We start from the raw sequence: 25,264 nt of genomic DNA, 5'->3' as shown, positions 1-25,264 counted from the left end.
ATTTCTCATCTAACCTCTTTTTTTTCACGACCTTTTCTAGTATGATAATCGTGGTGCGGTTTTGCCGCAAAGTATTATTGAAGGAGCGTTTGCCTTGGCAAAAAAAGTAAACAACGAATATAATGACTCGTCCATCCAAGTATTGGAAGGATTAGAGGCAGTTAGAAAAAGACCAGGGATGTACATTGGATCCACTGACAGCCGAGGCTTGCATCATTTAGTCTATGAAATCGTCGATAATGCAGTTGATGAAGCATTATCAGGATATGGCAGTGAGATTGATGTGACCATCCATGAAGACAATAGTATAACTGTTGCAGATAGCGGACGTGGGATGCCTGTAGGGATGCATGCTTCCGGTATCCCAACAGTTGAAGTGATTTTTACTGTGCTGCATGCTGGCGGAAAGTTTGGTCAAGGAGGATACAAAACTTCTGGTGGGCTTCACGGTGTAGGAGCCAGTGTGGTAAATGCCTTATCGAAATGGCTGACTGTAACAATCGTTAGAGATGGCGTAGAGTATCAGCAGAAATTTAAAAACGGCGGTAAACCTGACGGTACGTTGAAAAAGATAGGAAAAACAAAAAAAGCAAATGGGACGATTGTCCATTTTTTACCAGACGATACAATATTCAGTACAACAAAATTTTCATATGAAATTTTAGCCGAACGGTTAAGAGAATCTGCCTTTCTTCTAAAAGGCGTTAAAATCTCACTTTCTGATCTTCGGGGAGAAGAACCAGTCAAGGAAGTTTTCCATTATGAAGAAGGAATCAAAGAATTTGTTGATTACCTGAATGAAGAAAAAGATACATTGACACCGGTCGTTTATTTTTCAGGAGAAAAAGAAGGTATCGAAGTAGAGGTCGCTTATCAATACAATGACGGGTATTCAGAAAATGTCTTATCTTTTGTCAATAATGTTCGAACAAAAGATGGTGGAACCCATGAAGCTGGAATGAAAGCGGCAATGACGAAATCTTATAACGAATATGCGAGAAAAGTCGGCTTGCTGAAAGAACGGGACAAGAATCTGGAAGGTAGTGATTTCAGAGAAGGATTAGCTGCTGTTCTCTCTATCCGTGTACCTGAAAATCTTCTGCAATTTGAAGGTCAAACGAAAGAAAAACTTGGTACGCCAGTTGCTCGAACCGTAGTAGATAACGTCATCAGTGAACAAATGGGCTTTTATTTGCAGGAAAATAGCGAAATGAGCCAGATGTTGGTCCGTAAAGCAATCAAAGCGAGAGAAGCGAGAGAAGCAGCACGTAAAGCCAGAGAAGAAAGCCGAAATGGAAAGAAGCGTAAAAAAGGCGAATCTCTTCTTTCAGGAAAATTGACACCCGCACAATCCCGAAATCCTAAGAAAAATGAATTGTATTTAGTCGAAGGGGATTCTGCCGGCGGATCTGCTAAACAAGGAAGAGACAGAAAGTTCCAAGCAATTCTACCTTTACGAGGAAAAGTCATCAATACCGAAAAAGCAAAAATGCAAGATATCTTGAAAAATGAAGAAATCAATACGATGATCTATACGATTGGTGCAGGAGTCGGCCCTGAATTTTCTATCGAAGACTGTAATTACGACAAAGTAATCATCATGACCGATGCGGATACAGACGGCGCCCATATTCAAGTATTACTGCTTACTTTCTTTTATCGTTATATGAAACCGCTGATTGAAGCTGGGAAAGTATATATCGCGTTACCGCCTTTATATAAAGTATCCAAAGGACAAGGGAAGAAGCAAGTCATTGAATATGCGTGGACAGATGACGAATTGGCAGCAATGATTAAAAAAGTCGGCAAAGGATATATGCTACAGCGATATAAAGGACTTGGAGAGATGAATGCGGAACAATTGTGGGAAACAACGATGGATCCAACTTCCCGTACGTTGATTCGCGTCCGTATCGACGATGCTGCGCAAGCTGAGCGTCGAGTAACCACACTAATGGGTGACAAAGTAGAACCTCGAAGAAAATGGATCGAAAATCACGTACAATTTACGTTGGAAGAAGATGGCAGTATCTTAGATAAAAAAGAGGATACTGAAATCTCTCCTTCAGTTTCTAATGAATTATTAGATGAAGAACGAGCAGATAAAAAAGAAGACAATCAGTTATTTGAAGTAGAATAGGAGGTCACCTGATGGAAAATCGACAAGAAGTACAAGAATTAACTTTAGAAGAAGTGATGGGTGACCGCTTCGGACGTTATTCCAAATATATTATCCAAGAACGTGCACTGCCTGATATCCGTGATGGATTGAAACCAGTGCAACGCCGGATATTATTTGCCATGAACAAAGATGGCAATACGTATGACAAAGGATTCCGTAAATCAGCAAAATCTGTCGGAAATATCATGGGGAATTATCATCCTCATGGTGACAGCAGTATTTATGAAGCGATGGTCCGCATGAGCCAAGATTGGAAGTTGCGGGAAGTACTGATCGAAATGCACGGGAATAATGGGAGTATGGACGGTGATCCACCTGCTGCGATGCGTTATACTGAAGCCAGATTATCCAAGTTAAGTGGAGAGATGCTAGCAGATATCGAAAAAGAAACAGTCGATCTCGTGTGGAATTTTGATGATACAGAAAAAGAACCAACAGTCCTTCCAGCTCGATACCCAAACCTTCTAGTCAATGGATCGACAGGTATATCTGCTGGATATGCGACAGAAATCCCGACTCATAACTTAGCTGAAGTGATCGACGGCACAATCTATATGATCGATCATCCACAAGCGAGCCTTGAAAAATTGATGGAATATATTCCTGGACCTGACTTTCCAACAGGAGGGATCTTGCAAGGGAAAGATGAAATCAAAAAAGCTTATGAAACAGGGCGAGGAAAAGTTATTCTTCGTTCGAAAACAAAGATAGAAGCAATGAAGGGCAATAAACAGCAAATCGTGATCACTGAAATCCCATATGAAGTAAATAAAGCGACGTTGGTGAAAAAAATGGATGAGATCCGTTTGAATAAGAAAATCGATGGAATAGCTGAAGTACGAGATGAAAGTGATCGAACTGGTCTGCAAATTGTCGTTGAATTGAAAAAAGATGCCAATGCTCAAGGAATTTTGAATTATTTGTTCAAAAACACTGAGCTACAGATCAATTACAATTTCAATATGGTCGCTATCGATCATATGACTCCGCACCAAGTTGGACTGAAAGACATTTTAATAAGTTATATCGAGCATCGAAAGCAAGTCATAACAAAACGCAGCCAATTCGATTTAGCCAAAGCTCAAAAACGACAGCATATCGTGGAAGGCCTGATGAAAGCTTTATCGATTCTGGATGAAGTAATCGCAACGATTCGTGAAAGTAAAGACAAAAAAGATGCTAAAAAGAATTTAGTCGATGTTTTCCAATTTACAGAAGAACAAGCAGAAGCAATCGTCACATTGCAACTATACCGTTTGACGAACACAGATATCACAGAGCTTCAAAAGGAAGCCGAAAGCTTGATTGCACAAATCACAGAGTTGAATAAAATCCTTTCAAACGACAAAGAGCTTTTCTCTGTTATGAAAAAAGAATTGCGAGAAGTGAAAAAAAATTACTCTTCCGCTCGTCTGACGACAATCCAAGACGAAATCGAAGAAATCAAAATCGATACGCAAGTTTTAGTGGCGCAAGAAGACGTAATCGTCAGTGTGACGCGAGAAGGCTATGTGAAGCGAACAAGCCTTCGTTCTTATAGTGCTTCGAAACCAGAAGAAATCGGGATGCGAGAAGGCGATTACTTGCTGTACTCAGGTGAATTGAGCACATTGGACCATGTTCTTCTGATTACGAATAAAGCAAATGTGATCTACCGTCCTGTTCATGAACTACCCGATTTGAAATGGAAAGATGCTGGCGAACACATTTCTCAAACAATCTCCAATCTGTCTGTAGATGAATCGATCTTAGCTGTTTTCCCATATCAAAAAATCCAAGCAGAAAAAACATTTGTATTCATCAGCAAGAATGGATTGATCAAGCAAACACGAATGACAGAGTTCGAACCATGGCGCACCTATAAGAGCCGTCCGCTCAGCTGTATGAAGCTAAAGGCGGAAGAAGATGAACTTATTGCTGTATATCTGAAAGAAGATCAGCCAGGCTTAGATGTGTTCTTAGTAACGCATCAAGGAATGGGCTTGCGCTATCCTTTAACAGATGTTCCCGTTGTTGGAGCAAAGGCAGCTGGAGTGAAGTCTATGAATTTGAAAGATGGAGATAGGATTGTCAATGGGCTGCTTGTGTTAGCAGACGGAGATACGCCAATCGTAATCGTTACTCAGCGAGGAGCCGTGAAACGCATGCTTGCTCAAGAAATCAGCCAAACTTCACGTGCGAAGCGGGGAGTGACGGTCATGCGTGAGCTGAAAAAAAATCCGCACCGTATTATCTATATGTCGGAAGGAAGATCAAAAGAAATAACCTTGATGAATCAAAAAGGACAACAGATAACGATTGATCCAACGGATTTTCCTATAGGTGATCGAACATCGAATGGTTCGTTTGCTATGGACGAGAAAAAAGGTGGAGAAGTCATCGAAGTTATCGATGCTCCTGAGATTTTCATTGAATCATAACTGTTATGATATTTTAGTGAAGAGGGGCCATCTGTATTAATACAGATGGCCCCTCTTTTTCATTCATTTTTAATAAATCCTTATACGTTTGCAAAAAAAGATGAAAGTGTTCACAATGCTTAAATATTGGTAAATCAACGTTACTTGCAATATACATAGATAAAACATAAAAATTGTTAAATAAAAAACAAGAAAACCCTTGCAAAGATAAGGTGCTGTGTTATACTAATCACGTAAAAACTGTTACATAAAACAGAAATTTAGGAGGTCCATACAATGGAGCAATGGAATGGATTTAAAGGTACCAAATGGAAAGAAGGCGTAGACACTAGAGACTTTATTCAAAACAACTACACTGAATATCGCGGTGATGACAGCTTTTTGGAAGGTCCAACAGAAGCAACAGAAAAATTATGGGATGAATTGCAAAAGCTGAATGATATCCAATTCGAACGTAACGGTGTCTATGATATGGACACAGAAATCGTATCAACCATTACTTCCCACGATGCAGGCTATTTGGATAAAGATTTGGAAAAAATCGTCGGTCTACAGACAGACAAACCTTTGAAACAAGCATTCATGCCGTTCGGTGGAATCAATATGGCTAACAATGCGCTGAAAAGCAATGGCTATACACCAAACGATGAATTAACACATATTTTCACTGACTGGCGCAAAACACATAATCAAGGGGTGTTTGATGCTTATACTGCTGAAATGCGTGCAGCTCGTAAAAACAAAATCATTACAGGGCTTCCAGACGCTTACGGTCGTGGACGTATCATCGGCGACTATCGTCGTGTGGCATTGTATGGAATCGACTATTTGATGGAACAAAAGAAAAAAGATCATGATATGACTGGTTATCATACGATGAGTGAAGAAGTGATTCGTTTACGTGAAGAAATCACTGAACAATATCGTGCATTAGCACAAATGAAAGAAATGGCTGCAAAATACGGCTATGATATCTCTAAACCAGCTGCAAATGCAAAAGAAGCTGTCCAATGGTTATACTTCGGTTATTTAGCAGCAATCAAATCACAAAATGGCGCTGCGATGTCAATCGGACGTATCTCAGCATTCCTTGATATCTATATCCAACGTGATTTGGATAATGGAGTAATCACAGAAAAAGAAGCGCAAGAATTGATCGATCACTTAGTAATGAAATTACGTATGGTCAAATTCGCGCGTACACCTGAATACAACCAATTATTCTCAGGATTCCCTATCTGGGCTACTTTATCCATTGCTGGTATGGGCTTAGATGGTCGTTCGTTAGTGACGAAGAATGATTTCCGTCTGCTTCACACATTGACAAATATGGGACCTTCACCAGAACCAAACTTGACTGTTTTGTACTCTGAACACCTTCCAGAAGGATTCAGAACATATGCGAGCCGAATCGCTATTGAAAGTTCTTCGATTCAGTTTGAAAATGACAATCAGCTTCGTGAACAATGGGGTTCTGATGATTGTGCGATTGCTTGCTGTGTATCAGGAACAGTTGTTGGAAAAGACATGCAGTTCTTTGGTGCTCGTGCTAACTTGGCTAAAACACTATTATATGCTATCAATGGCGGGGTCGATGAAGTGACTGGCGCCCAAGTTGGACCAGAATATCGTCCGATCACATCAGAAGTACTAGATTTTGAAGAAGTGAAACATAACTTCATGAATATGATGGATTGGTTAGCAGAACTATATGTCAATACGTTGAACATCATTCATTACATGCATGATAAGTATTCTTATGAAGCAGCTCAGCTTGCCTTGATGGATTCTGACTTGCAACGCACATTTGCTACAGGTATTGCTGGAATCTCTCATGCGGCAGACAGCTTGTCAGCCATCAAATATGCAAAAGTAAAAGCAATCCGTAATGAAAAAGGAATAGCAGTTGATTTTGAAGTAGATGGCGATTTCCCTAAATATGGAAATGATGATGACCGTGCAGATGAATTAGTTTCATGGATCTTGGAATACTTCATGGGACAAATCAAACGTCATAAAACTTACCGCAACTCAAAACCAACAACTTCATTATTGACGATTACTTCAAATGTTGTTTACGGTAAAAATACAGGAAATACTCCTGATGGCCGTGAAGCTGGAAAACCACTTGCGCCAGGAGCAAACCCAAGTTACAATGCAGAACAAAGTGGGTTATTAGCCAGCCTGAACTCAACAGCTAAAATGAATTACGGTTGTGCATTGGATGGAATTTCAAATACCCAAACAATCAATCCTTCTGGTCTTGGAAAAGAACAAGATACAAGAATCGAAAACTTGCGTAATGTCTTAGACGGATACTTCTCAAAAGGGGCTTATCATTTGAATGTCAATGTATTCAGTAATGATCTATTGCGTGATGCAATGGAAAATCCAATGAAATATCCGAACTTGACGATCCGGGTATCTGGTTATGCAGTTAAATTCCGTGACTTGACAAGAGAACAACAACTAGATGTCTTGATGAGAACTTCACACGACAGAATGTAAAAAAGTTTGTGAAACAGCCTTTCGACTCAGTGCCGAAAGATCGTTAGATATCCTTCGCATCATAATCGAATGATCAGTATGCTTATTTGAAAGACACGATTTACAGGGGCAGGACATGTATGTTCCGTCCCTGTAAATTTTACACATAACGAAGCGGTGATTGCGAAAAATTTTGTTCAAAAAGCTTCGCTTCGACAGCTAACTTGTACTTAAAATGAAATCAAAGAAAAGATGTGAATTTAAATGGAAGAAAAAACAATCGGCTATGTTCATTCTATCGAAACTTTCGGTTCAGTAGACGGTCCTGGACTGCGCTTTGTCGTGTTTATGCAAGGATGCCGCATGCGTTGCCAATTCTGTCACAATCCTGATACTTGGAATATTGGCGGAGGGAAAGAGTACTCAGCAGATGAACTTTTAGATAAGGCGGAACGCTTCAGACCTTACTGGGGAGATAAAGGTGGTATTACTGTTAGTGGTGGAGAGCCTCTATTGCAGATCGATTTTTTGATCGAACTATTTAAAAAAGCAAAAGAGCGGGAAATGCATACTACATTGGATACATGCGGAAAACCTTTTACGTATGAAGACCCCTTCTTCTCTCGTTTTCAAGAATTGATGAAGTATACAGACTTACTGTTATTTGATATCAAACACATCGATAATGAAGAGCATAAAAAACTAACGCATTGGGACAATGAAAATATTCTAGAAATGGCTCAATATTTGTCAAAAATTAACAAACCGGTTTGGATTCGCCATGTATTAGTTCCTGAGCGAAGTGATTATGATGAATATTTGATCCGACTAGACAACTTTATCCAAACCTTGTCCAATGTAGATAGAGTAGAGATCCTTCCTTATCATACGATGGGAAAATACAAGTGGGAAACACTTGGTTTGAAATATCCATTAGAAGGAATCGAACCACCTACAAAAGAACGTGTCGAAAATGCTAAACGATTGCTTCATACAGAAGAGTATACAAAATATTTAACGCGATAGAACGCATCGGAAAGAAGTTAAGTATTGCTTCTTTCCGTTTTTTTGCTATTATTAAATAGGAGAAATCACAAAGGAGCGAATGACATGTCAAAAATTATAGTTTTTGGTCACCAAAATCCAGATACAGATGCAATTGGGGCAGCCATTGCCTTTTCACACTTGCAAAATGAATTAGGTAACGAAACAGAAGCAGTTGCTCTAGGTACACCTAATGAAGAAACACAATACGCATTAGACCACTTTCAATTATCTGCACCACGAGTAGTAGAGTCAGCCAAAGCAGAAAATGCAGATGTCATGCTTGTGGATCATAATGAATTCCAACAAAGTATTTCAGATATCAGCGAAGTAAATATTTTGGCTGTAGTAGACCACCATCGTATTGCAAACTTTGAAACAGCTAATCCATTGTACTATCGTGCAGAACCAGTTGGATGTACAAGTACGATCATTTTAAAACTATATAAAGAAAACCAAGTAACGATCCCTAAAGAAATTGCTGGGATTATGCTTTCAGCTATCATTTCAGATACATTGTTGTTCAAATCGCCAACATGTACACCTGAAGACGAAGCAGCTGCAAAGGAACTTGCAGCAATCGCTGAAGTAGATCTAACTGCCTATGGTCTTGAATTGTTGAAAGCCGGAACGAATCTAAGTGATAAATCAGCTGCGGTTCTTCTTGATTTGGATGCGAAAAGTTTCCCAATGGGCAGTTCCAATGTGCGTATCGCTCAAGTCAATACAGTGGATCTGAATGAAGTGATGGATCGACAAGCAGAACTAGAAGCAGCGATGGAAGAAGAAATGAAAGCAAATGGCTACGATTTATTCGTATTAGTTGTCACAAATATCTTAGACAGCGATTCAGAATTACTTGTTGCTGGTAAAGGTAAAGAAAAAGTAGAAGAAGCTTTCCAAACAACTTTGACCAATAACCGAGCTTTACTTAAAGGTGTCGTTTCACGTAAAAAACAAGTCGTACCTCAGTTGACGGCTGTATTCAGCTAATCAAATGGTAGGATGAAGCATTCAAAGTGAATGGGATAAGCGATTGAATAAAAAGAAACACAGAACATACTAAAAGTCTAAGAAGTGGAGGAGAATAACAGTCAAACATGACTCTTGTTCTTCCTCCTTTTTATGTAAAAGTCTTTTAAGTAAAATAAAATGGATAGAAAAGAGAACATATATGAACTATTATTATTCAAAAAATAAGGAAAATTTTTATCAAAAACTGACCGGTGATCCGCTTTTTTCTTTATTGACCGATTATCTATATGAACATCGAGAAAAAGAAACGATTCTAAGAGAATTGAAAAAAGAATTTCCGCAAAACAAATTTTCTCATTTTCTTGATCTGTTGATCGATGCAGGATTAATCAAGAGAGAAGAGCGAAGATATCATTTGAACTTTCCAGTATTTGATCCCAACGATTACTTGCAACAAGTCACTTCGGCTGCTGAAACCATAGCCGACCAATTGAAGAGACTCTCTGTTGCTGAACAAAAATTAGCGATGGGAGAAGTTATTTGGGCGTATTGTTTTGAAGATGAACGAAAAGAAGCATATTTTTATGGAGTAAGAAACAGCCGAGAGACAGAATTGCTGAGAACGACTGCAGGAAATCAGAAGTACCGTTTTATTACACTTTCCTCTAAAGAACACTTCCCGCTTACGTTGGCTAATTATTTTTTTATACAAAAGAATCAGCTTCCTGTAACGAAGGCATTCAAAGAATTAGCCGAACTTATTGGAGATGTAAATGAAGCGTACTTTTTTGATCAAATAGAAGTTATCGTTGACAGGATACGTAAAAATAAATATAAAAATCGTCGGCCTAGTATTTTCCATCAGTCATTACTTGTGACGGATACCATAAAGGAAGAAGAATCATTTACACTAGCATTGCCTATTGTCGAAAAAAACAATCCTGAGATTGAATTTCCAACATTGGATCCTTCATTGACAATGGAGGAAACGGCCTTTCTTAAACGACAAATCTTTTCTGAGTTGAGCAAAAAATTTATGCCGCATGCATTTTCTTATATCAAAGAATATGGAGCAATATAGAACAATATAGAACAGCTTTGGTGAGAAGAATCTAAGAGAGCAGTAAGCTAAAATTATGCTGATTCTTGCAAGAGGAGTCTTTCTCTTCTTTTATAGTTAAAAGAATTATTGGAGTATTTTGCCTATCTACCACATATTGGATTCACTACATGGTATGGAAATAAAGGAATGCAAAAAATTGGTGAGAAATGTGGAATGACAAAGGAAGGGGTCATAAGAAAAGTTAGATTTTTAAATAATTAATATTATGATTCAGTCAAGTATGGCATTCTAAGGGAAGAACTAGCGATTAGATTAGGAAGTTCATTTGGTGATCCAGAATCACTCAGAAACGAATGGTAAGTCATTATTAATCATCTATCCAATCTTGGGTTATTCTTTTAGATTGAAGTGTTTAAAATTAAAAAAGCATTTATGAAGTCGTCGTAGTCAGGCTTCAAAATGCTTTTTATTTTGTTTCTTTTTTCTTTGCCACATAAATACACCTAGACTGACGATGAAGAGCATATCCAACAGATTTCCTGCGACTTGGATCGTCGAAGGGTTGGCCAATGGTATCAAAGCAAGGACAAAAAAGGAAAACAAGCTGTAGATAAAACATGTGACAGGAACTAATCGAAAGAAGAGCGGACATCTCATTTGGCTAAAAATGAGTGAAAAAATAAAATAAGTGAAAATAGATAAAATCACGACTAAACCATTCATGATAAAGAAGAAAAGCGTATTGTGATTAAACGAATAAAAAAGGATAGCTAAAAAAGAAAACGTTTTAAATGCAATCAATACACCTGAAGCTTCATTTAACTTACCAGGATGTCGATGAAAAAAATAGGCACTGAAATACACAGAAAACATCAAGGCGCATAGAGAAGATAAAATTAAAAAAAACGGATTTTCTTCTGTTTCTGTAATATCAGAATGATCTAAAAGCAACCAGCCTAATGCACTAGAAGGCGCCTGTGAGGTCTTAACGTACGAATAACATAGAAAAAATAAAATCGTCAAAGTTGCAAAAAAAGAGCCTAAATGTAAAAAATTAGTTGTTTTACGTTGAATTTCCATAATATCTCCAAATTAAATTGATAAGTATATAAAGTATAATAACAAATCAATGAGTATATGTCGATGTTTTTTAATCAAAATAATAACTAAAAAGCTGTCGAACATCTAAAATTTAATTTATATGTTCGACAGCTTTTTAGTTTGTGAGTTATTTTCCTTGTCTTTTTCTTACTTTTTTAGTCCAAAAACCACCTGAAATATATTTTGGTTCATATGAGATGATGAAAGCACGCTCTTCAATTTCTTTGATCAGGCGATACAGTTCACGTTCGCTTTTTCTAGGAGAAAGTATTTCCAGGACCAGTCGCTCGCCTTCTAGACCCATTGCAGAAGTCTGTGTTACACCGTAACCGTGTTCTCTCAGTATACCAGGCAAACTTTTATCTTCCGCGCTATTTGCTGGCAAAATCGTTGTGACCATGATGTATCCTAATGCCAGCTTGTCTTCAATCAAAATCCCAACACTGATACCTACTGCGTAACCTAACGCATAGACAAATAAATTCAGCGGATTATCTAAACGATCCAATACAAGAGATAGCCCTACGATATAGATCGTGATCTCAACCATACTGACAAGGGGAGCAATCAGCCGGTAGCCTTTCATTGTTAGCATAAAACGTAACGTGTTCAAAGTGATATAAGCAAAATTGATGAGGAAGATCATCCCTAACATTTTAGGATCAATCATTTGTAAAACTCCTTTCATTTGTATAACAACAATATCAAAAAAAATCGCAAGTGAAGAAAAATTGAAACTTTATTGGTACCAAAAAATGATAAAATGATTATAATAGAATTATAAAGATAGGTTAGGTGATTAAAATGAAAACGGTCAATCGAGTATTTTGTGCCAGTCACGTGCTCAGTCTCCTTCTCAGTATATACTTAGGTGTCTATGCGATTCAACAGCCAATTGATGTAGAGAACATTGTTTTTCAGATGTCGCTGACAGATGGTTTGATTCTAAGCGTTTTTTTCTTTTTGATACTATTTATTGGTAATATTTTCGGTAGCGTTGCCAGTTTTTTGAATTTCTCTATTTATCCTCTCCTTTCGCTAGCATTAGGAGTGGTGGGGCTTTGTTCCCTATTCTTATTTCCTGAGCCATTCAGTCCTGCATTTATATTATTTGGTATACTGAACCTGTTCCAGACGACTGTCGGATCATGGTTGCTATGGCGATCAGGAAATTTAATGAAAATAGGTGAGTAGCCATTGAATCCAATTATATTGAAACGTTCTGTCAATCAAATTCCAGTGTTAGAAGTTGTCCTGAAAGAATTAAGAGAAGAACGGATTCCCGTTGTCATCTATTATCACGGATGGCAGACAAGTAAGGAGTTAGTTTTGACACAAGGAAGGAAAATTGCACAGCAAGGTATTCGCGTGATCCTGCCAGATGCGATGAATCATGGGGAACGAAAACAGCCAGTTTCTTCTATTCCATCCTATACATTTTGGGATAGTATCTACGGGAACTTGTTTGAGTTTGACACGCTTATCAAGCATTTAGAAAAAAGAGATCTTTTACATGATCGGCTTGCAGTTGGTGGGGTTTCGATGGGCGGAATGACAACATGCGCGTTGTTAGCTAAGCATCCTCATATAGCAGCAGGTGTATGTTTGATGGGATCTCCTGCGCTTCTGGAATATGGGAAAGAAATCGCAAGACGAGCGTCAGAATACAACTATATCTTGCCAAAAGACTATTTTGATTTGATCTCGTGGGTCAAGAGTTATGATTTATCATTGCAACCGGAAAAGCTAGATGGACGCCCTCTGTTCTTTTGGCATGGACAAGCAGATGAAAAGATCCCTTATATACAAACGGAAAGATTTGTAGAGAAAAACCGGCCTGAGCCTTACGGAAAAGAAATTGTTTTTCGTTCCTCCAAAACACAGCGACACATGGTACAAATACCACTGATGGAGGAAGCTTCCGCTTTTTTAGCAAAGAATTTGATAAAAAAATAGAAATAGCTGAATTGGGAAATCACTTAAGGAGGATAGGAGATTTTCTGATTTTTCTTTTGGGCTATAATGAACCCTGTTAGGAAAATTTGGTATAATTGGTAATAAGAACGACAACATGTTAGAAAGGAAGAGAGCATGCCCACTTTAGCAGATGTTGCAAAACGTGCCAATGTTTCAAAAATGACGGTTTCTCGAGTCATCAATCATCCGGAACAGGTGACGGATGAATTGAAAGAGCTAGTTTTCTCAGCAATGGCTGAATTGGATTACCGCCCAAATATTGCTGCAAAAGCACTTGTCACGAATCGGTCACAGATCATCAAATTATTTATACTGGAAGAAATCGACACAACCGAGCCCTACTACATGAATTTGCTGATGGGGATCGCTAAACGGATCGGAAAAGCGCATTATTCTCTCCAACTAGTTACAAATGACGCATTCGATGTCGGTTCTTGTGATGGATACATCATCACAGGTGTCAGAAAAAAAGACTTCGATTGGATTGACCGCTTGGAAAAACCAGTTGTTTTGTTTGGAGAAAATTGTGAAGGATATGACTATGTAGACAGCGATAATGAATATGGTACAGCAAAAGCAACGCAATATGCCTTAGAAAGAGATTACCAAACAATTATTTATATCGGGATTGAAGTGGATGAATCGTTTGAGCTTTCAAGGGAAGCTGGTTACTTATCTGTGATGAAGGAAGCTGATCTTCCAAGTAAGATCTTGCGATTTCCAAATCATTCAACAGAAGTAGAAAGATATATGATAGAAAACTGGGTAGGTTTCACCGATAAAACTTGTTTTGTATGCAGCTCAGATCGACTGGCACTAGGAGCGGTAAGAGGAATTGTAAATGCTGGTGGGCGCTTGCCGGAAGAATTTGGTGTAATCGGCTTTGATGGCGTGTTTTTAGACCAAATCAGTTCGCCTAAATTGACAACGATCAAGCAAGATATTATCCGTATGGGGGAAGTATGCGGGGAAATGTTGCTGAAAAAAATAGAAGAGAAAGGGGCAAGTCAAGGTTATCGTCGCTTTTTCCCTGAACTAGTTATCAGAGAAACGACAAATTAAGCCTCGTTACTTTTTATATATTTATGAAATTCATCGCTATTTTCTTAAAATAATCAGCGCATTGCTACTGAAAACAAAAAATCTGTGCTATTATTGAGAAAAGTTCCATTTTTGAGAAGGATGGTTTGAATGAAAGAAATCAGACGAAAACATTTCCGTTTTCCTGCGTACGATGACGAGTTAGGCGTAAAATTAACCAGCGAGAAGAAGCGGGTATTATTTGACGGACAGGAAGATCTTTTGACTGAACAGAATCAGCACCCGTTTGAACAAATGAACGAATTCCATTTCACGAACACAAACACTGAACAGGTCCGACGCAAGCGCCGCGCAACAAATGGATTGAAGTCAGCTCCGCGCAAGGAAAATTTGGAAAAACATAAAGAAAAATTACCGGATTATACTGGACATCATCAATCAGAACTCACGTCGACTGGACGGAAAAAACTTTTTGGTGAGTCTTCTCGTCCTGTCAGGCAAAGTGAAACGAGGACAGAGTCTCGAAATACTATGAGAAATTCATCTGTGGACACAAAGGTACGGGAACGTTCTTATTTTGTTCCTAAATATGTACCTGCATCCATTATTCCAGACCCTAGAGAAAGTAAAATTTCTGAAGAGCATTTGATCGAATCAATGAAAAAAACAGATGACTCTTATCTGTTGTTTGATACAGAACCAACGCCTTATCAAGAAAAAAGAAATGATGAGCCGTCTGTACGCACGTTCAATCGAACAAAAACATTAGGGGAAACAAAGCAGTCAGAAGAAAAAAAATCGAAAAAAAACCACGGTATCTTAGAACGTTCACTGCAAGGGCTGATTGACGATCAGGGAAATTCTTTAGGAGAGAATAGCTATTTTAAATAAGACAAATACAACCTTGTATTATGTTATAGTGAAGAAGGAAACGCTGCGGCGTTTCTTTTTTTATACTCTACTCGAAAGATTATATCGTAACCTATTTTTTTCTTAGCTGATGTTTTCTGCCGTGAGCAAGAGGAGAAAGGGTGAAGAGTAAAAAACAAACTATTTTAACAGAGTGTCTGCAAAAATAGTTTGTTTTCATATTTTTATAGAAAATTTTATTGAAAAAATATACGTTGTAGTTTACATAATGATTTTTTAGTAAAGTAACTAAAATAGTAAAAATAAGAATTAGTGCTCTAACTGTTCAAGAGGATCAAGTGGTTCAAATGTTTCTGTAGTCTGTTTTGCTTCCAAATGGGGCAAAACAGGTCCCATTTCCAGATACTTCACTTTATTCAATGTATAAGATAGAATAGAACAGCTAAGCAATGTATACAGAAAATGTGTGAGATCCAAATAAAGCAAGGAGACAACTAAAATACCAAAAGTGATCAAGAAAAGACTTTTGCCAATCTTAATACGAAAATATTTTTCAATGGCTTGATAAATGATATCTGTTCCGCCTGTGCTTCCGCCAAATCGAAAGACGAGACCGCAACCAATGCCAGAAAGAATCCCTGTCATCAAACTATTGATCAGTAGACTATCTACAGCAAAATGTATATTAAGGCTTTCCCATAAATGTAAAAAGAAAACCAGCGCAAATGTTCCGACGATCGTCCGAAGAAAAGCGTGTTTTCCAAAAAGAAACAATGAGATAAGCAGTAAAGGTAAATTAAAAAGCAGCGAAGTGATAGAAGGCGCGAATCCAAAAAGATTATGCAAGAGTAAAGCAATACCAGTAACACCACCGTCTGCCAGTTTAGATGGAATATTGATGCCTGTCACAGCCAATCCATAGATCCCAGCGCCTAAAATGATTCCGCACAATTCTGTCATTAAATTTAATTTTTTCATTTCTAGCCTCTTTTCTTTTGAAAATTTTCAGCAACCTCTTCATTATACTGACTTATACTCTTTCTTCAAGAGGAAAATGAAAAAAATTTATTTTTGGTTGTTTCTTCCAAATTATCAAAAAGGAGTGGAAAAATGCGAGCAGCAGACTTATTGACAATTCTTACAAAATCACCCAAAAAAACAGATTATCAAGGTGTTTTTTTGGCTCAAGACCAAAAACTGATTCCTGTGACAAGAATCCAGATAAATGAATCGTATCAATTCATCTTTGTGTTTGAACAAGGCAAAGCACCACTTGCTATGAAAGAAATCTTTCTATTTTTGATGAAGAACCGTGAAAAAGCTGTTTATTATCAGTCAAAAGAAGAACTCATTCCGCTTTATGGAGTGAAAGAGATAGAAAATAAAGTGGTGATATAAGTAAAAATAAGAAAACAAGACGTTTATGATGCCAAAACAACCGTTTTTTACATTTTTGGCAAAAAAGTGTCATGATACAGTATAATACTTGTTGAACAGGTCAATAAAGGTGTTCTCCCCCACGAGATTTCTACTTTATTGGCTGTTTCTTTTTAATTAAAAGAAAAGTTGTATATGAAAAACGATACGGTTGATTCCGAGTGATCATTTCGTATAGATGTATTGGATGTTCGTTGTGAAGAAACGAGAACCAATAAATCTATCCGATTTTGTTGCTCGGATTCTTTTTTTATCCGCATATTTAGAGGTGATATTTTTATTAATTACTGACGCCTAGTAGGGTTAAGGTAAGTCAAGTTAGTTGGGAAAATGTAAAGAAATGTTTATACTTAAAGAATAACAGAAAGGAAGGTCGCATGAATAATTTTATACAAACATTAAGTGAAAGAAAAGGCGAGTTGCTGGAAGCTGCATTTCAACATCTGTCTATTTCTCTCATTTCTTTGCTGATTGCAGCACTGATTGCTATTCCTCTAGCAATTTGGGCAGCTAATCATAAAAAAATGGCAGAAGTCTTATTGCAGATCACGGGTGTGCTTCAAACGATTCCTTCACTTGCCTTATTAGGGTTACTTATCCCATTTGTAGGGATCGGAACTGTTCCAGCATTGATTGCACTTGTTATTTACGCTTTGCTTCCGATTTTCCAAAATACGTACATTGGTCTAGCTGAGATTGACCCGTCTATTGAAGAAGCGGCGGTAGCATTTGGTATGTCCAGGATGAGACGCTTGCTGAAAGTAGAACTTCCCATCGCATTGCCTGTCATTATCTCAGGTATCCGAACTGCCTTAGTTTTGATCATCGGTACGGCTACTTTGGCGGCATTGATCGGAGCAGGTGGATTAGGAACATTTATTTTATTAGGTATCGACCGCAACACACCAGTTTTAACATTGATTGGTGCAATCAGTTCTGCCTTGCTTGCCATTATATTCAGCGGATTGATTCGCTGGTTGCAGCATAAGAAACCTCGATATTCTATCATTACTTTAGCAGCCGTGGTGTGTTTAGTTGGGGGCGTTTCTTTATATCAGTCTGCCTTGTTTAAAAATGAAACCATCACGATTGCTGGAAAATTAGGAGCGGAACCTGAAATCCTGATCCAAATGTACAAAGAATTGATTGAAGACAACACAAAAACAGAAGTTGAATTAAAACCGAATTTTGGCAAGACTAGTTTTTTGTTCAATGCCTTGGATCAAGGGCAAATCGATATCTATCCTGAATTCACAGGGACTGTCCTAGAGAGCTTGGTGAAGGTACCTGAAGCAATGAAAAGTGCTGATTTGACAAAAGAAAAAACATATGACGAAGCAGAAGAATTATTGAACAAACAATTCGATATGACATTATTGAAACCAATGGCTTATCAAAATACGTATGCCTTGGCGGTCAAGAAATCTTTTGCAGACGAGCATCAACTTAAAAAGATTTCCGATTTAGCAGCAGTTTCTAATCAGATCAAAGCGGGATTCACACTGGAATTTATTGATCGTTCCGATGGATATAAAGGAATTCAAGAAGCATATGGATTGAATTTTTCAAGTGTACAAAGCATGGAACCAAGTTTGCGTTACCAAGCAATCAATAATGGAGATGTCAATATTGTGGATGCTTATTCCACAGATAGCCAACTCAAGGAGTATGATCTAGTCACTCTAGAAGATGATCAAGGGCTATTCCCAGCTTATCAAGGCGCGCCACTGATGAAAACAGATTTCGCCAAGGACCATCCTGAAATCGTTGAAGCGCTGAATAAATTAAGCGGAAAAATAACAGAAAATCAAATGATCGATATGAACTATCAAGTCAATGTCGAAAAGAAAAAACCGGCAGAAGTAGCACGAACCTTCCTGGAAAACGAAGGATTACTAAAGGAGGGAGATCAGTGACTAAATTAATCGAATTCAAACATGTGCAAAAAAAGTACGATGGAAAATATGTCATTGATGACCTAACTCTTGCAATCAAAGAAGGAGAAATCTTTGTTTTGGTTGGGCCTTCTGGTAGTGGAAAAACAACTACTTTGAAAATGATCAATGGATTATCTAAACCATCAGCAGGAGACATCTACTTCAAAGGAAAATCGTTAAATGAATATAATCTGCAGAAAGTGCGGTGGAATATGGGGTATGTGCTGCAGCAAATCGCTTTGTTCCCGACCATGACAGTCAAGCAAAACATTGAAGTCATACCTGAAATGTTAGGTTGGGAAAAGCAGAAAAGAGCAGATCGTGTAGATGAACTTCTTCAAAAAGTTGGCTTATCTCCTGATATTTATCGAGATCGTATGCCTAGAGAGTTGTCTGGAGGAGAACAGCAACGAATCGGGATCATCCGAGCCATTGCTGCAAGCCCAGATGTGATTTTGATGGACGAGCCATTTAGCGCATTAGATCCTATTTCAAGAAATTCATTACAAGAATTAGTTTTATCTTTACATGAAGAACTAGGAACGACCATCGTTTTCGTTACGCATAATATGGAAGAAGCAATCAAGCTAGGAGATCGTATTGCGTTTATGAAAGATGGAGAAATTATCCAATGCGACACACCAGAACAGTTATTGATGAATCCTAAAAATGAATATGTACGGCATTTCTTTGATGAACCGAAACAGACGAAAGAATGGCGAGTCGAAGATTTAGTCGTCAATGGATATTTTTTAAAAGAAGTACCAAAAAACAGTCATCAACAAGTTTGCCTTGATACGCCTCTGAAAGAAGTGTATTCACTTCTTTCAGTGTACCCAAACATTGTGATAGTAGAAAAAGGAAAAAATATTGGTTCACTGACAAGTAAAGAAGTCTTTACTTTTTTAAGTCGAGAGGAGGAAGAAAATGAAAACATATGAGGCAATCGTCATCGGTTCAGGTGTGAGCGGCTTAAGTGCTGCTTATGGATTGAAAGAAGCAGGTAAAACAGTACTAGTGGTCGAAGAAGATCTATGGGGCGGGACTTGTCCTAACCGTGGATGTGATCCTAAAAAAGTCTTGTTGAGTGCAGTAGAAGCCCGTAATCGGATAAAACAATTGAATGGAAAAGGATTTAACGAGATCCCAACCGCTAATTGGGAAGAACTCCAAAAATTCAAACGCACATTCACAGATCCAGTTCCAGAAAATCGAAAAAAACAATTGGCAGAAGCTGGAATCGATCATCTTTCAGGGACCGCTCGTTTCTTAGACGACTCATCTATTGAAGTCAATGAAGAAGTTTTTCATGGAGATTACTTTGTTCTGGCAACAGGACAAAGACCCACGATCTTACCGGTGGAAGGAAAGGAATACTTGAAGACTAGTGCAGATTTTTTATCATTGCCTGTACTGCCTAAAGAAATTATTTTTATCGGCGGCGGATATATTGCTTTTGAACTGGCTACGATTGCCAATGCTGCAGGGAGTAAAGTAACCATTGTCCATCATAATCAACGACCATTAAAAGAATTTGAGGCGTCTTTGGTAGAGGAAGCCGTCCATCAAATGGAAGCATCTGGTATTCAGTTTGCTTTTGATGTTGAAACCCAAAAGATCATCTCGGAAGGAACTCGATATCGTTTAGTCGGAAAAGAGACGGAATTAGTAGCAGATATGATTTTTTGTGCGACTGGGAGACAGCCGAATACAGAATCTTTAGCACTTGAACAAGCGAATGTCGTCTTTGATAAACACGGGATTGAGGTCAATGATTATCTGCAAACGAGCAATCCAAAAATTTTTGCGTGTGGAGATATTGTTTCAAGGAAAACACCCAAATTGACACCAGTCGCCACTTTTGAAGGGAATTATGTAGCTAAGCGGATAACGGATGCAACAGGCGACCCTATCAAATATCCAATTATACCCACGATCGTCTACGCTAGTCCTAAGCTTGCTGAAGTAGGGGTTACAAAAAGTCACGCCTCTTCGTCAGATCAAGTGGTAGAGATGGATCTTACCAATTGGTTCACCTATCATCGCGTCAATGAACCAGTTGCTAAGGCTGAATTAACTTTCGACCAGCAAAATTATTTGATTGGTGCTGCAGTGATTAGCGAGCAAGCAGACGAATTGATTGATGATTTGACACTAGTCATCAATCAAAAATTGACTAAAAAAGAGTTGGATAGCTATATCATGGGGTATCCGACATTGGCAAGTGATCTCTCCTATTTATTGAAATAATCAGCATGATAACTAAAGCGCTTGTTGCTTTCTCCTTCTTGTGCTACACTTTAAAAAATGAATACCTGTTTCTGGGGATGTCGTAGACGACATGAGAGTAAGTTGTGAACTTAGACCCATTGAACCTGTCAGTTAATACTGGTGAAGGGAGAAACATAGCAGACGCTTGAAGCGGGTTACTATGTCGTGCCCATTTCAAGCGTTTTTTGTTATCCATATTAGAAGAAAGGAGGCGTCAAAATGAAGAAAAATCTTTATCCAGTAGTCAGTATGGCATTCATTTTAATTATTTGGCAGATTGTTGTCTTAGTTTGGAAAATACCCGCTTTTATTTTACCCGGACCTGCTGCTGTATTTTCTGCGTTAACAGCAGATGCACAAGTATTGCTTTCCCATTCTGTCACAACATTAAATGAAGCAGTGATTGGTTTGGCAATAGCTAGCGTTCTTTCTTTTATTACTGCTTTAGCAATGGATTATTGGAAGTTCTTAGAAATGTCTTTTTATCCATTACTAGTGATTTCTCAAATGTTGCCAATCATGGTTTTAGGGCCATTATTGACCCTATGGTTTGGTTTCGGTATGCTTCCAAAAGTGATTCTTGTTGTCTTGATAAGCTATTTTCCGATCGTAGTTTCTTTTTCGGATACATTGAGGAAAGTATCGAAGGAGCAAATCATCTTTTTGAAAACGATGGGGGCAGATACAGGGAAGATTTATCGAATATATAAAATACCAGCGGGTTTATCCGGATTCTTTTCCGGTTTAAAAGTAGCCGCTACTTATTGTGTCAGTGGAGCAGTCGTTGGAGAATGGCTAAGCGCTCAAGCAGGCTTAGGGTATTATATGATACGCGTAAAAAACAGCTACCAGATTGATAAAGTTTTTGCTGCGATCATTTGTGTCATTTTATTGAGTTTATTGCTGAATGGCGCTTGTTCATTATTGAAAAAAGGGTATTACCGTATGCTTTATACTTTTTAAGAGAAGGGGATCAAATGAAAAAATTATGGCTTTTATTACCGCTACTGTTGCTTTTATCCGCTTGTGGCACTGCAAAAGAAACAAGTAGCAAACAAGAAACGAAGGATTTGAAAAAAGTGACACTTGTTTTGGATTATGTACCAAATACTAATCATACTGGCATCTACGTAGCAAAAGAAAAAGGCTATTATAAAGAGGATGGTTTAGATGTCCAAATCGTCGAACCAGGAGATAATTCGATAAGTATTGGTCTAGTAGGTGCGGACAAAGCACAATTTGGTATAAGTTATCAAGAAGATGTCACTTATGCGCACGCAGATGGAAAGAATATACCAGTCAAAGCAATTGCTACAGTGATCAAACATAATACTTCTGGATTCGCCACCCTATCAGACAGTAACATCCATTCACCAAAAGATTTTGAAGGAAAAACATATGCAGGTTGGCAAAGTCCAAGTGAAGAAGCTGTCTTAAAAGCTGTGATGGAAAAAGACGGCGGTGACTTTTCAAAACTGACAATGGTAGGAAGCAATGGAGAAGGGCCAGAAAGCTTAGGAAAATCCTCAGATATCCAATGGTACTTTGAAGGTTGGGATATGATCAAAGCAAAAGAAGCGGGTATTGAACTAAACTATATCCCATTGAAAGAATTAGATGAACGGTTAGATTACTATACTCCGGTAATTATTACGAATGATCAACTGATCAAAAATGATCCAGGATTGGTACAGTCTTTTATGGATGCCACGAAAAAAGGCTATCAGGAAGCTATTAAAGATCCAAACGACAGTGCTAAACTGTTGCAAAAATATGCAAAAGGAAATGAATGGACGTTTTTAGAAGAATCACAAGCATTCTTGTCAAAAAATTATACGGATGATCCTGAGAATTGGGGATTGATGGAAGAAAAAGTTTGGCGCAATTATACAGCTTTTATGCAGGAAAACGGATTGATCAAGCAAGATGTACCTTCGAAAGAACTATTCACTAATCAGTTTATAAAATAGGAGTGATAGATGTGTCAATCCAAATCAGCCACTTGAATGTAGTCATTGAAAACCTGAAAATATTAGAAGACATCCATTTCACTATCTCTAAAGATACTTTTACATCGATTGTCGCGCCAAGCGGAGCCGGTAAGTCAACATTGCTGAAAACTTTAACAGGAGTCCAGCCTATGACTTCTGGAACGATCAAAGTAGACGATCAAAAAGTAACTGGTCTCCATACAGCATTTAGTTATATGCCGCAAGAAGATATGTTACTTCCTTGGCTGAGCGTCTATCAAAACGTTACGTTATATCAAAAAATCAATCATCTAGCAATCAATGAAGAACAAATAAGGGATTATCTGGATATCTTTGGGTTAAACGGCTATGAACATTTTTTGCCGGAACAATTATCTGGCGGGATGAAGCAGCGAACGGCCTTGTTACGAACAATCATGAATCCTTCTTCTTACTTGCTTCTTGATGAACCATTTGGAGCGTTAGATGCTATGACCAGAGGGCAGATGCAAGACTGGATGCTGAAACTGCCTAAAAAAGCAAAGCGAACTACTTTGCTCGTGACACATGATATTGAAGAAGCAATTTATTTATCAGACAGGATCCTTGTGCTTTCCGCCCGTCCGGCACATGTGATTGCTGAGATTCAAGTGCCTGAAAAACGACGGTCACGTGAATGGCTACTGCAGCAATCAGAGTTGAAGCAAACGATTTATCAGTTATTGGCAGGTGAATGAGATGTTAAGTGATGCTCATTGTCATTTAGATGGGAGTCAGAGTTTAGCACTCCTTCAGCAGGAACACACGATTTTGACGATCATTAATTGTGATTCGCCAGAAGAATGGGAGAAAAACAGACGGCTTGCAACAAGCAAGAATCAAGTCTTAAGTTACGGTATCCACCCTTGGAAAGCGGATAGCTATACGTTTGCACATGTTGAGCTTTTTTTGAAGAAAGCAAGGATCATCGGTGAAATAGGGTTAGACAATATCTGGACGAATGTGCCACTGTCTACACAAAAAAGGGTGTTTGAGCAACAGCTTGCTTTTGCAGCCATAAATAAGAAACCTGTTGTACTGCATACAAAAGGATGCGAAAAAGAGATCTTAAGCTATATCCAAGCTTACCCTAATCACTATTTGATTCATTGGTATTCTTCTTTGGACTATCAACAAGACTATATTGATTTAGGCTGTTATTTCAGCATTGGTCTTGATTTGAAAAAGAACCCAGCAGTCTGGCAACTAGCTAAAACAGTCCCAATCGACCACTTACTTATTGAAACGGATGGACTACATGCAGCAGAGTGGGCGTTAGGGGATAATTTTTCAGAAAAAGATTATGTCTCACTGCTTGAAGAACAGTTAAAGACAATCGCTGAAATCAAAGAGCTATCAGTTGAAGAAGTTAAGAAAAATACTTATCAAAACTTGGAACGTTTCATTAGATTAGGTAAATAAAAAAAGAGGGGTGACACAACTAGTGTCGCACCTCTTTTGGCTTTCTTTGTATAAAAGTAAACCGTTCGATTAATAAATGAATCTTAGTACCAACCGTTTGCTTCCCAGAATGCTTTCGCAGCTTCCCAAGAACCATAACGTGAAGCAACATATTGTTCTGCCACTTTTTCTTGGTTCGCAGCAGAGTAATCACCATTCAAGTAAGAAGAATCTAATTGGTAACGTCCGATGTAACGTCCGTTCGTTGCTGTGTAAGAACCGCTTGATTCTTTTTGTGCGATCCATTCTTTTGCAGCATTCGTGCTTGTTGCCGTTGTTTCTGTTGTAGCAGATTGTGTTTCAGCAACAGGGGCTGCTTGTGTTTCCGTTTGAACCGTTTCTTGTACAACAGGTTGTTCAGCTTGAACAGGTTCAGCTTGGACTGGTGCTTCTTGAACGGCTGCTTGAGGTTCAGCAGCTGCTTGTGTAGAGCCTTCTGTTGGAATCGTTAATTGTTGTCCTGAGTAGATCAGGTTAATGTCAGAAATTGAATTTGATTCTGCAATGGCATTGATCAAGGAGTTGTCACCAACGTATTTTTGAGAAATCGTTGATAGAGTATCACCTGATTGAACGGTATAAGCTTCGTCCGCATGAGCAGTCGTTCCCATGAAGAATGCAGCGCCGGCAGCCAAAGTTGTTCCAAAAAGTAAAGTTTTAAGTGATGTCATGAAAAATCTCCTTTATTCGTTAAAAAGTTTTATTTGTTGTGTTCAACGAGGAATACTTTAACACGTGAAAATATTTCATAGGTAAAAGAAGCATGACAATTTATGACAAATCCTCGTTTTTTGTAATAAACACAGTAATTTATGAAATGAAAAGGATTACGTTTAAGAAAAACTAGTTTTTTTCATTTATTTTTACCATACATCTATATTTAAGAAAGTGTTAAGGTATATTTTTCTCTATGAAAAGTTTTTTCAGATACAAAAAAAGGAAGATTAAATGAGAATTTAATAGCGTTTCTATTAAAATTACAATCGTAA

The 25,264-nt window shown here is 38.1% G+C and carries 22 protein-coding genes, 1 pseudogene and 1 riboswitch; of the genes and pseudogenes, 19 read left to right on the top strand and 4 right to left on the bottom strand.

The window, feature by feature from the left end; genetic code table 11:
- The first annotated feature begins 94 nt into the window (after positions 1-94).
- The 7 genes and pseudogenes from parE to AC1F25_RS05375 form a co-directional block, all read left to right on the top strand.
- On the top strand, positions 95-2,140 hold the full coding sequence (gene parE / locus AC1F25_RS05405; RefSeq protein ID WP_002335004.1) for a DNA topoisomerase IV subunit B: 2,046 nt from the start codon (positions 95-97) through the stop codon (positions 2,138-2,140).
- Between the two features lie 11 nt (positions 2,141-2,151).
- Positions 2,152-4,602 carry a DNA topoisomerase IV subunit A gene (gene parC, locus AC1F25_RS05400; RefSeq protein WP_479994317.1) on the top strand — a complete coding sequence of 817 codons (2,451 nt, stop codon included), beginning with the start codon at positions 2,152-2,154 and terminating at the stop codon, positions 4,600-4,602.
- 276 nt (positions 4,603-4,878) lie between these two features.
- A complete protein-coding gene (gene pflB, locus AC1F25_RS05395; RefSeq protein WP_002309546.1) occupies positions 4,879-7,110 on the top strand; it encodes a formate C-acetyltransferase in 2,232 nt (743 codons plus the stop codon).
- A gap of 243 nt (positions 7,111-7,353) precedes the next feature.
- Positions 7,354-8,115, top strand: coding sequence for a pyruvate formate-lyase-activating protein (gene pflA, locus AC1F25_RS05390; protein ID WP_002309545.1), 762 nt, complete (start codon positions 7,354-7,356; stop codon positions 8,113-8,115).
- Positions 8,116-8,199: 84 nt separating this feature from the next.
- Positions 8,200-9,126: a manganese-dependent inorganic pyrophosphatase gene (locus tag AC1F25_RS05385; protein ID WP_151668939.1), complete on the top strand. Its 927-nt coding sequence runs from the start codon at positions 8,200-8,202 to the stop codon at positions 9,124-9,126.
- Between the two features lie 181 nt (positions 9,127-9,307).
- Positions 9,308-10,189 carry a DUF1803 domain-containing protein gene (locus tag AC1F25_RS05380; RefSeq protein WP_002309543.1) on the top strand — a complete coding sequence of 294 codons (882 nt, stop codon included), beginning with the start codon at positions 9,308-9,310 and terminating at the stop codon, positions 10,187-10,189.
- Between the two features lie 117 nt (positions 10,190-10,306).
- Positions 10,307-10,432, top strand: a pseudogene (locus tag AC1F25_RS05375) (GNAT family N-acetyltransferase); the annotation flags it as partial.
- 186 nt (positions 10,433-10,618) lie between these two features.
- On the opposite strand, the gene AC1F25_RS05370 reads toward AC1F25_RS05375, so the two are convergent.
- Positions 10,619-11,251 carry a hypothetical protein gene (locus AC1F25_RS05370; protein WP_002313864.1) on the bottom strand — a complete coding sequence of 211 codons (633 nt, stop codon included), beginning with the start codon at positions 11,249-11,251 and terminating at the stop codon, positions 10,619-10,621.
- 148 nt (positions 11,252-11,399) lie between these two features.
- Entirely contained in the window at positions 11,400-11,942 is a 543-nt protein-coding gene (locus AC1F25_RS05365) for a DUF2179 domain-containing protein (protein ID WP_002289260.1), read from the bottom strand.
- 134 nt (positions 11,943-12,076) lie between these two features.
- Between AC1F25_RS05365 and AC1F25_RS05360 the strand changes: the two genes are divergently transcribed.
- The 4 genes from AC1F25_RS05360 to AC1F25_RS05345 all read left to right on the top strand — a co-directional run bounded on the left by AC1F25_RS05360 (position 12,077) and on the right by AC1F25_RS05345 (position 15,181).
- Positions 12,077-12,466 (top strand): hypothetical protein, encoded by a 390-nt coding sequence (locus AC1F25_RS05360; RefSeq protein ID WP_002290241.1) that lies wholly within the window; start codon positions 12,077-12,079, stop codon positions 12,464-12,466.
- Between the two features lie 3 nt (positions 12,467-12,469).
- A complete protein-coding gene (locus AC1F25_RS05355) occupies positions 12,470-13,228 on the top strand; it encodes an alpha/beta fold hydrolase (RefSeq protein ID WP_002313863.1) in 759 nt (252 codons plus the stop codon).
- A 135-nt stretch (positions 13,229-13,363) separates the two neighbouring features.
- Positions 13,364-14,311, top strand: a complete 948-nt coding sequence (locus AC1F25_RS05350) for a LacI family DNA-binding transcriptional regulator (RefSeq protein WP_151668937.1) — start codon at positions 13,364-13,366, stop codon at positions 14,309-14,311.
- Positions 14,312-14,440: 129 nt separating this feature from the next.
- Positions 14,441-15,181, top strand: a complete 741-nt coding sequence (locus AC1F25_RS05345; protein WP_002313862.1) for a hypothetical protein — start codon at positions 14,441-14,443, stop codon at positions 15,179-15,181.
- Between the two features lie 288 nt (positions 15,182-15,469).
- Here AC1F25_RS05345 and AC1F25_RS05340 read toward each other — a convergent pair whose 3' ends face one another.
- The gene (locus AC1F25_RS05340; RefSeq protein ID WP_479994316.1) at positions 15,470-16,138 is read right to left on the bottom strand and encodes a YitT family protein; all 669 of its coding nucleotides are present in this window, start codon (positions 16,136-16,138) and stop codon (positions 15,470-15,472) included.
- A gap of 132 nt (positions 16,139-16,270) precedes the next feature.
- Between AC1F25_RS05340 and AC1F25_RS05335 the strand changes: the two genes are divergently transcribed.
- The 8 genes from AC1F25_RS05335 to AC1F25_RS05300 all read left to right on the top strand — a co-directional run bounded on the left by AC1F25_RS05335 (position 16,271) and on the right by AC1F25_RS05300 (position 24,236).
- Positions 16,271-16,558 (top strand): hypothetical protein, encoded by a 288-nt coding sequence (locus AC1F25_RS05335; protein ID WP_002309528.1) that lies wholly within the window; start codon positions 16,271-16,273, stop codon positions 16,556-16,558.
- Between the two features lie 416 nt (positions 16,559-16,974).
- Positions 16,975-18,513 (top strand): ABC transporter permease/substrate-binding protein, encoded by a 1,539-nt coding sequence (locus tag AC1F25_RS05330; protein ID WP_002319985.1) that lies wholly within the window; start codon positions 16,975-16,977, stop codon positions 18,511-18,513.
- On the top strand, positions 18,510-19,475 hold the full coding sequence (locus AC1F25_RS05325; RefSeq protein WP_479994315.1) for an ABC transporter ATP-binding protein: 966 nt from the start codon (positions 18,510-18,512) through the stop codon (positions 19,473-19,475). The genes AC1F25_RS05330 and AC1F25_RS05325 overlap by 4 nt, the downstream gene beginning before the upstream one ends.
- On the top strand, positions 19,462-20,784 hold the full coding sequence (locus AC1F25_RS05320) for a dihydrolipoyl dehydrogenase family protein (protein WP_002344150.1): 1,323 nt from the start codon (positions 19,462-19,464) through the stop codon (positions 20,782-20,784). Before AC1F25_RS05325 ends, AC1F25_RS05320 begins: the two co-directional genes overlap by 14 nt.
- A 62-nt stretch (positions 20,785-20,846) precedes the next feature.
- Positions 20,847-20,951, top strand: a riboswitch (TPP riboswitch).
- A gap of 73 nt (positions 20,952-21,024) precedes the next feature.
- Entirely contained in the window at positions 21,025-21,768 is a 744-nt protein-coding gene (locus AC1F25_RS05315) for an ABC transporter permease (RefSeq protein WP_479994314.1), read from the top strand.
- A gap of 14 nt (positions 21,769-21,782) precedes the next feature.
- Positions 21,783-22,775, top strand: coding sequence for an ABC transporter substrate-binding protein (locus tag AC1F25_RS05310; RefSeq protein ID WP_479994313.1), 993 nt, complete (start codon positions 21,783-21,785; stop codon positions 22,773-22,775).
- Between the two features lie 11 nt (positions 22,776-22,786).
- Complete coding sequence (locus tag AC1F25_RS05305) at positions 22,787-23,512, top strand: ABC transporter ATP-binding protein (RefSeq protein ID WP_479994312.1); 726 nt, start codon at positions 22,787-22,789, stop codon at positions 23,510-23,512.
- A gap of 1 nt (position 23,513) precedes the next feature.
- Positions 23,514-24,236 (top strand): TatD family hydrolase, encoded by a 723-nt coding sequence (locus tag AC1F25_RS05300; protein ID WP_002319981.1) that lies wholly within the window; start codon positions 23,514-23,516, stop codon positions 24,234-24,236.
- An 83-nt stretch (positions 24,237-24,319) separates the two neighbouring features.
- Here the strand turns inward: AC1F25_RS05300 and apf are convergent, their stop codons facing one another.
- Positions 24,320-24,946 carry an aggregation-promoting factor gene (gene apf / locus AC1F25_RS05295; RefSeq protein ID WP_002310878.1) on the bottom strand — a complete coding sequence of 209 codons (627 nt, stop codon included), beginning with the start codon at positions 24,944-24,946 and terminating at the stop codon, positions 24,320-24,322.
- Between the last annotated feature and the right edge of the window lie 318 nt (positions 24,947-25,264).

It is taken from the genome of Enterococcus sp. M-BR2 (assembly GCF_056612775.1).
The sequence above is the reverse complement of the archived record's forward strand: the minus strand, read 5'-3'. Positions and strand labels throughout refer to the sequence as shown.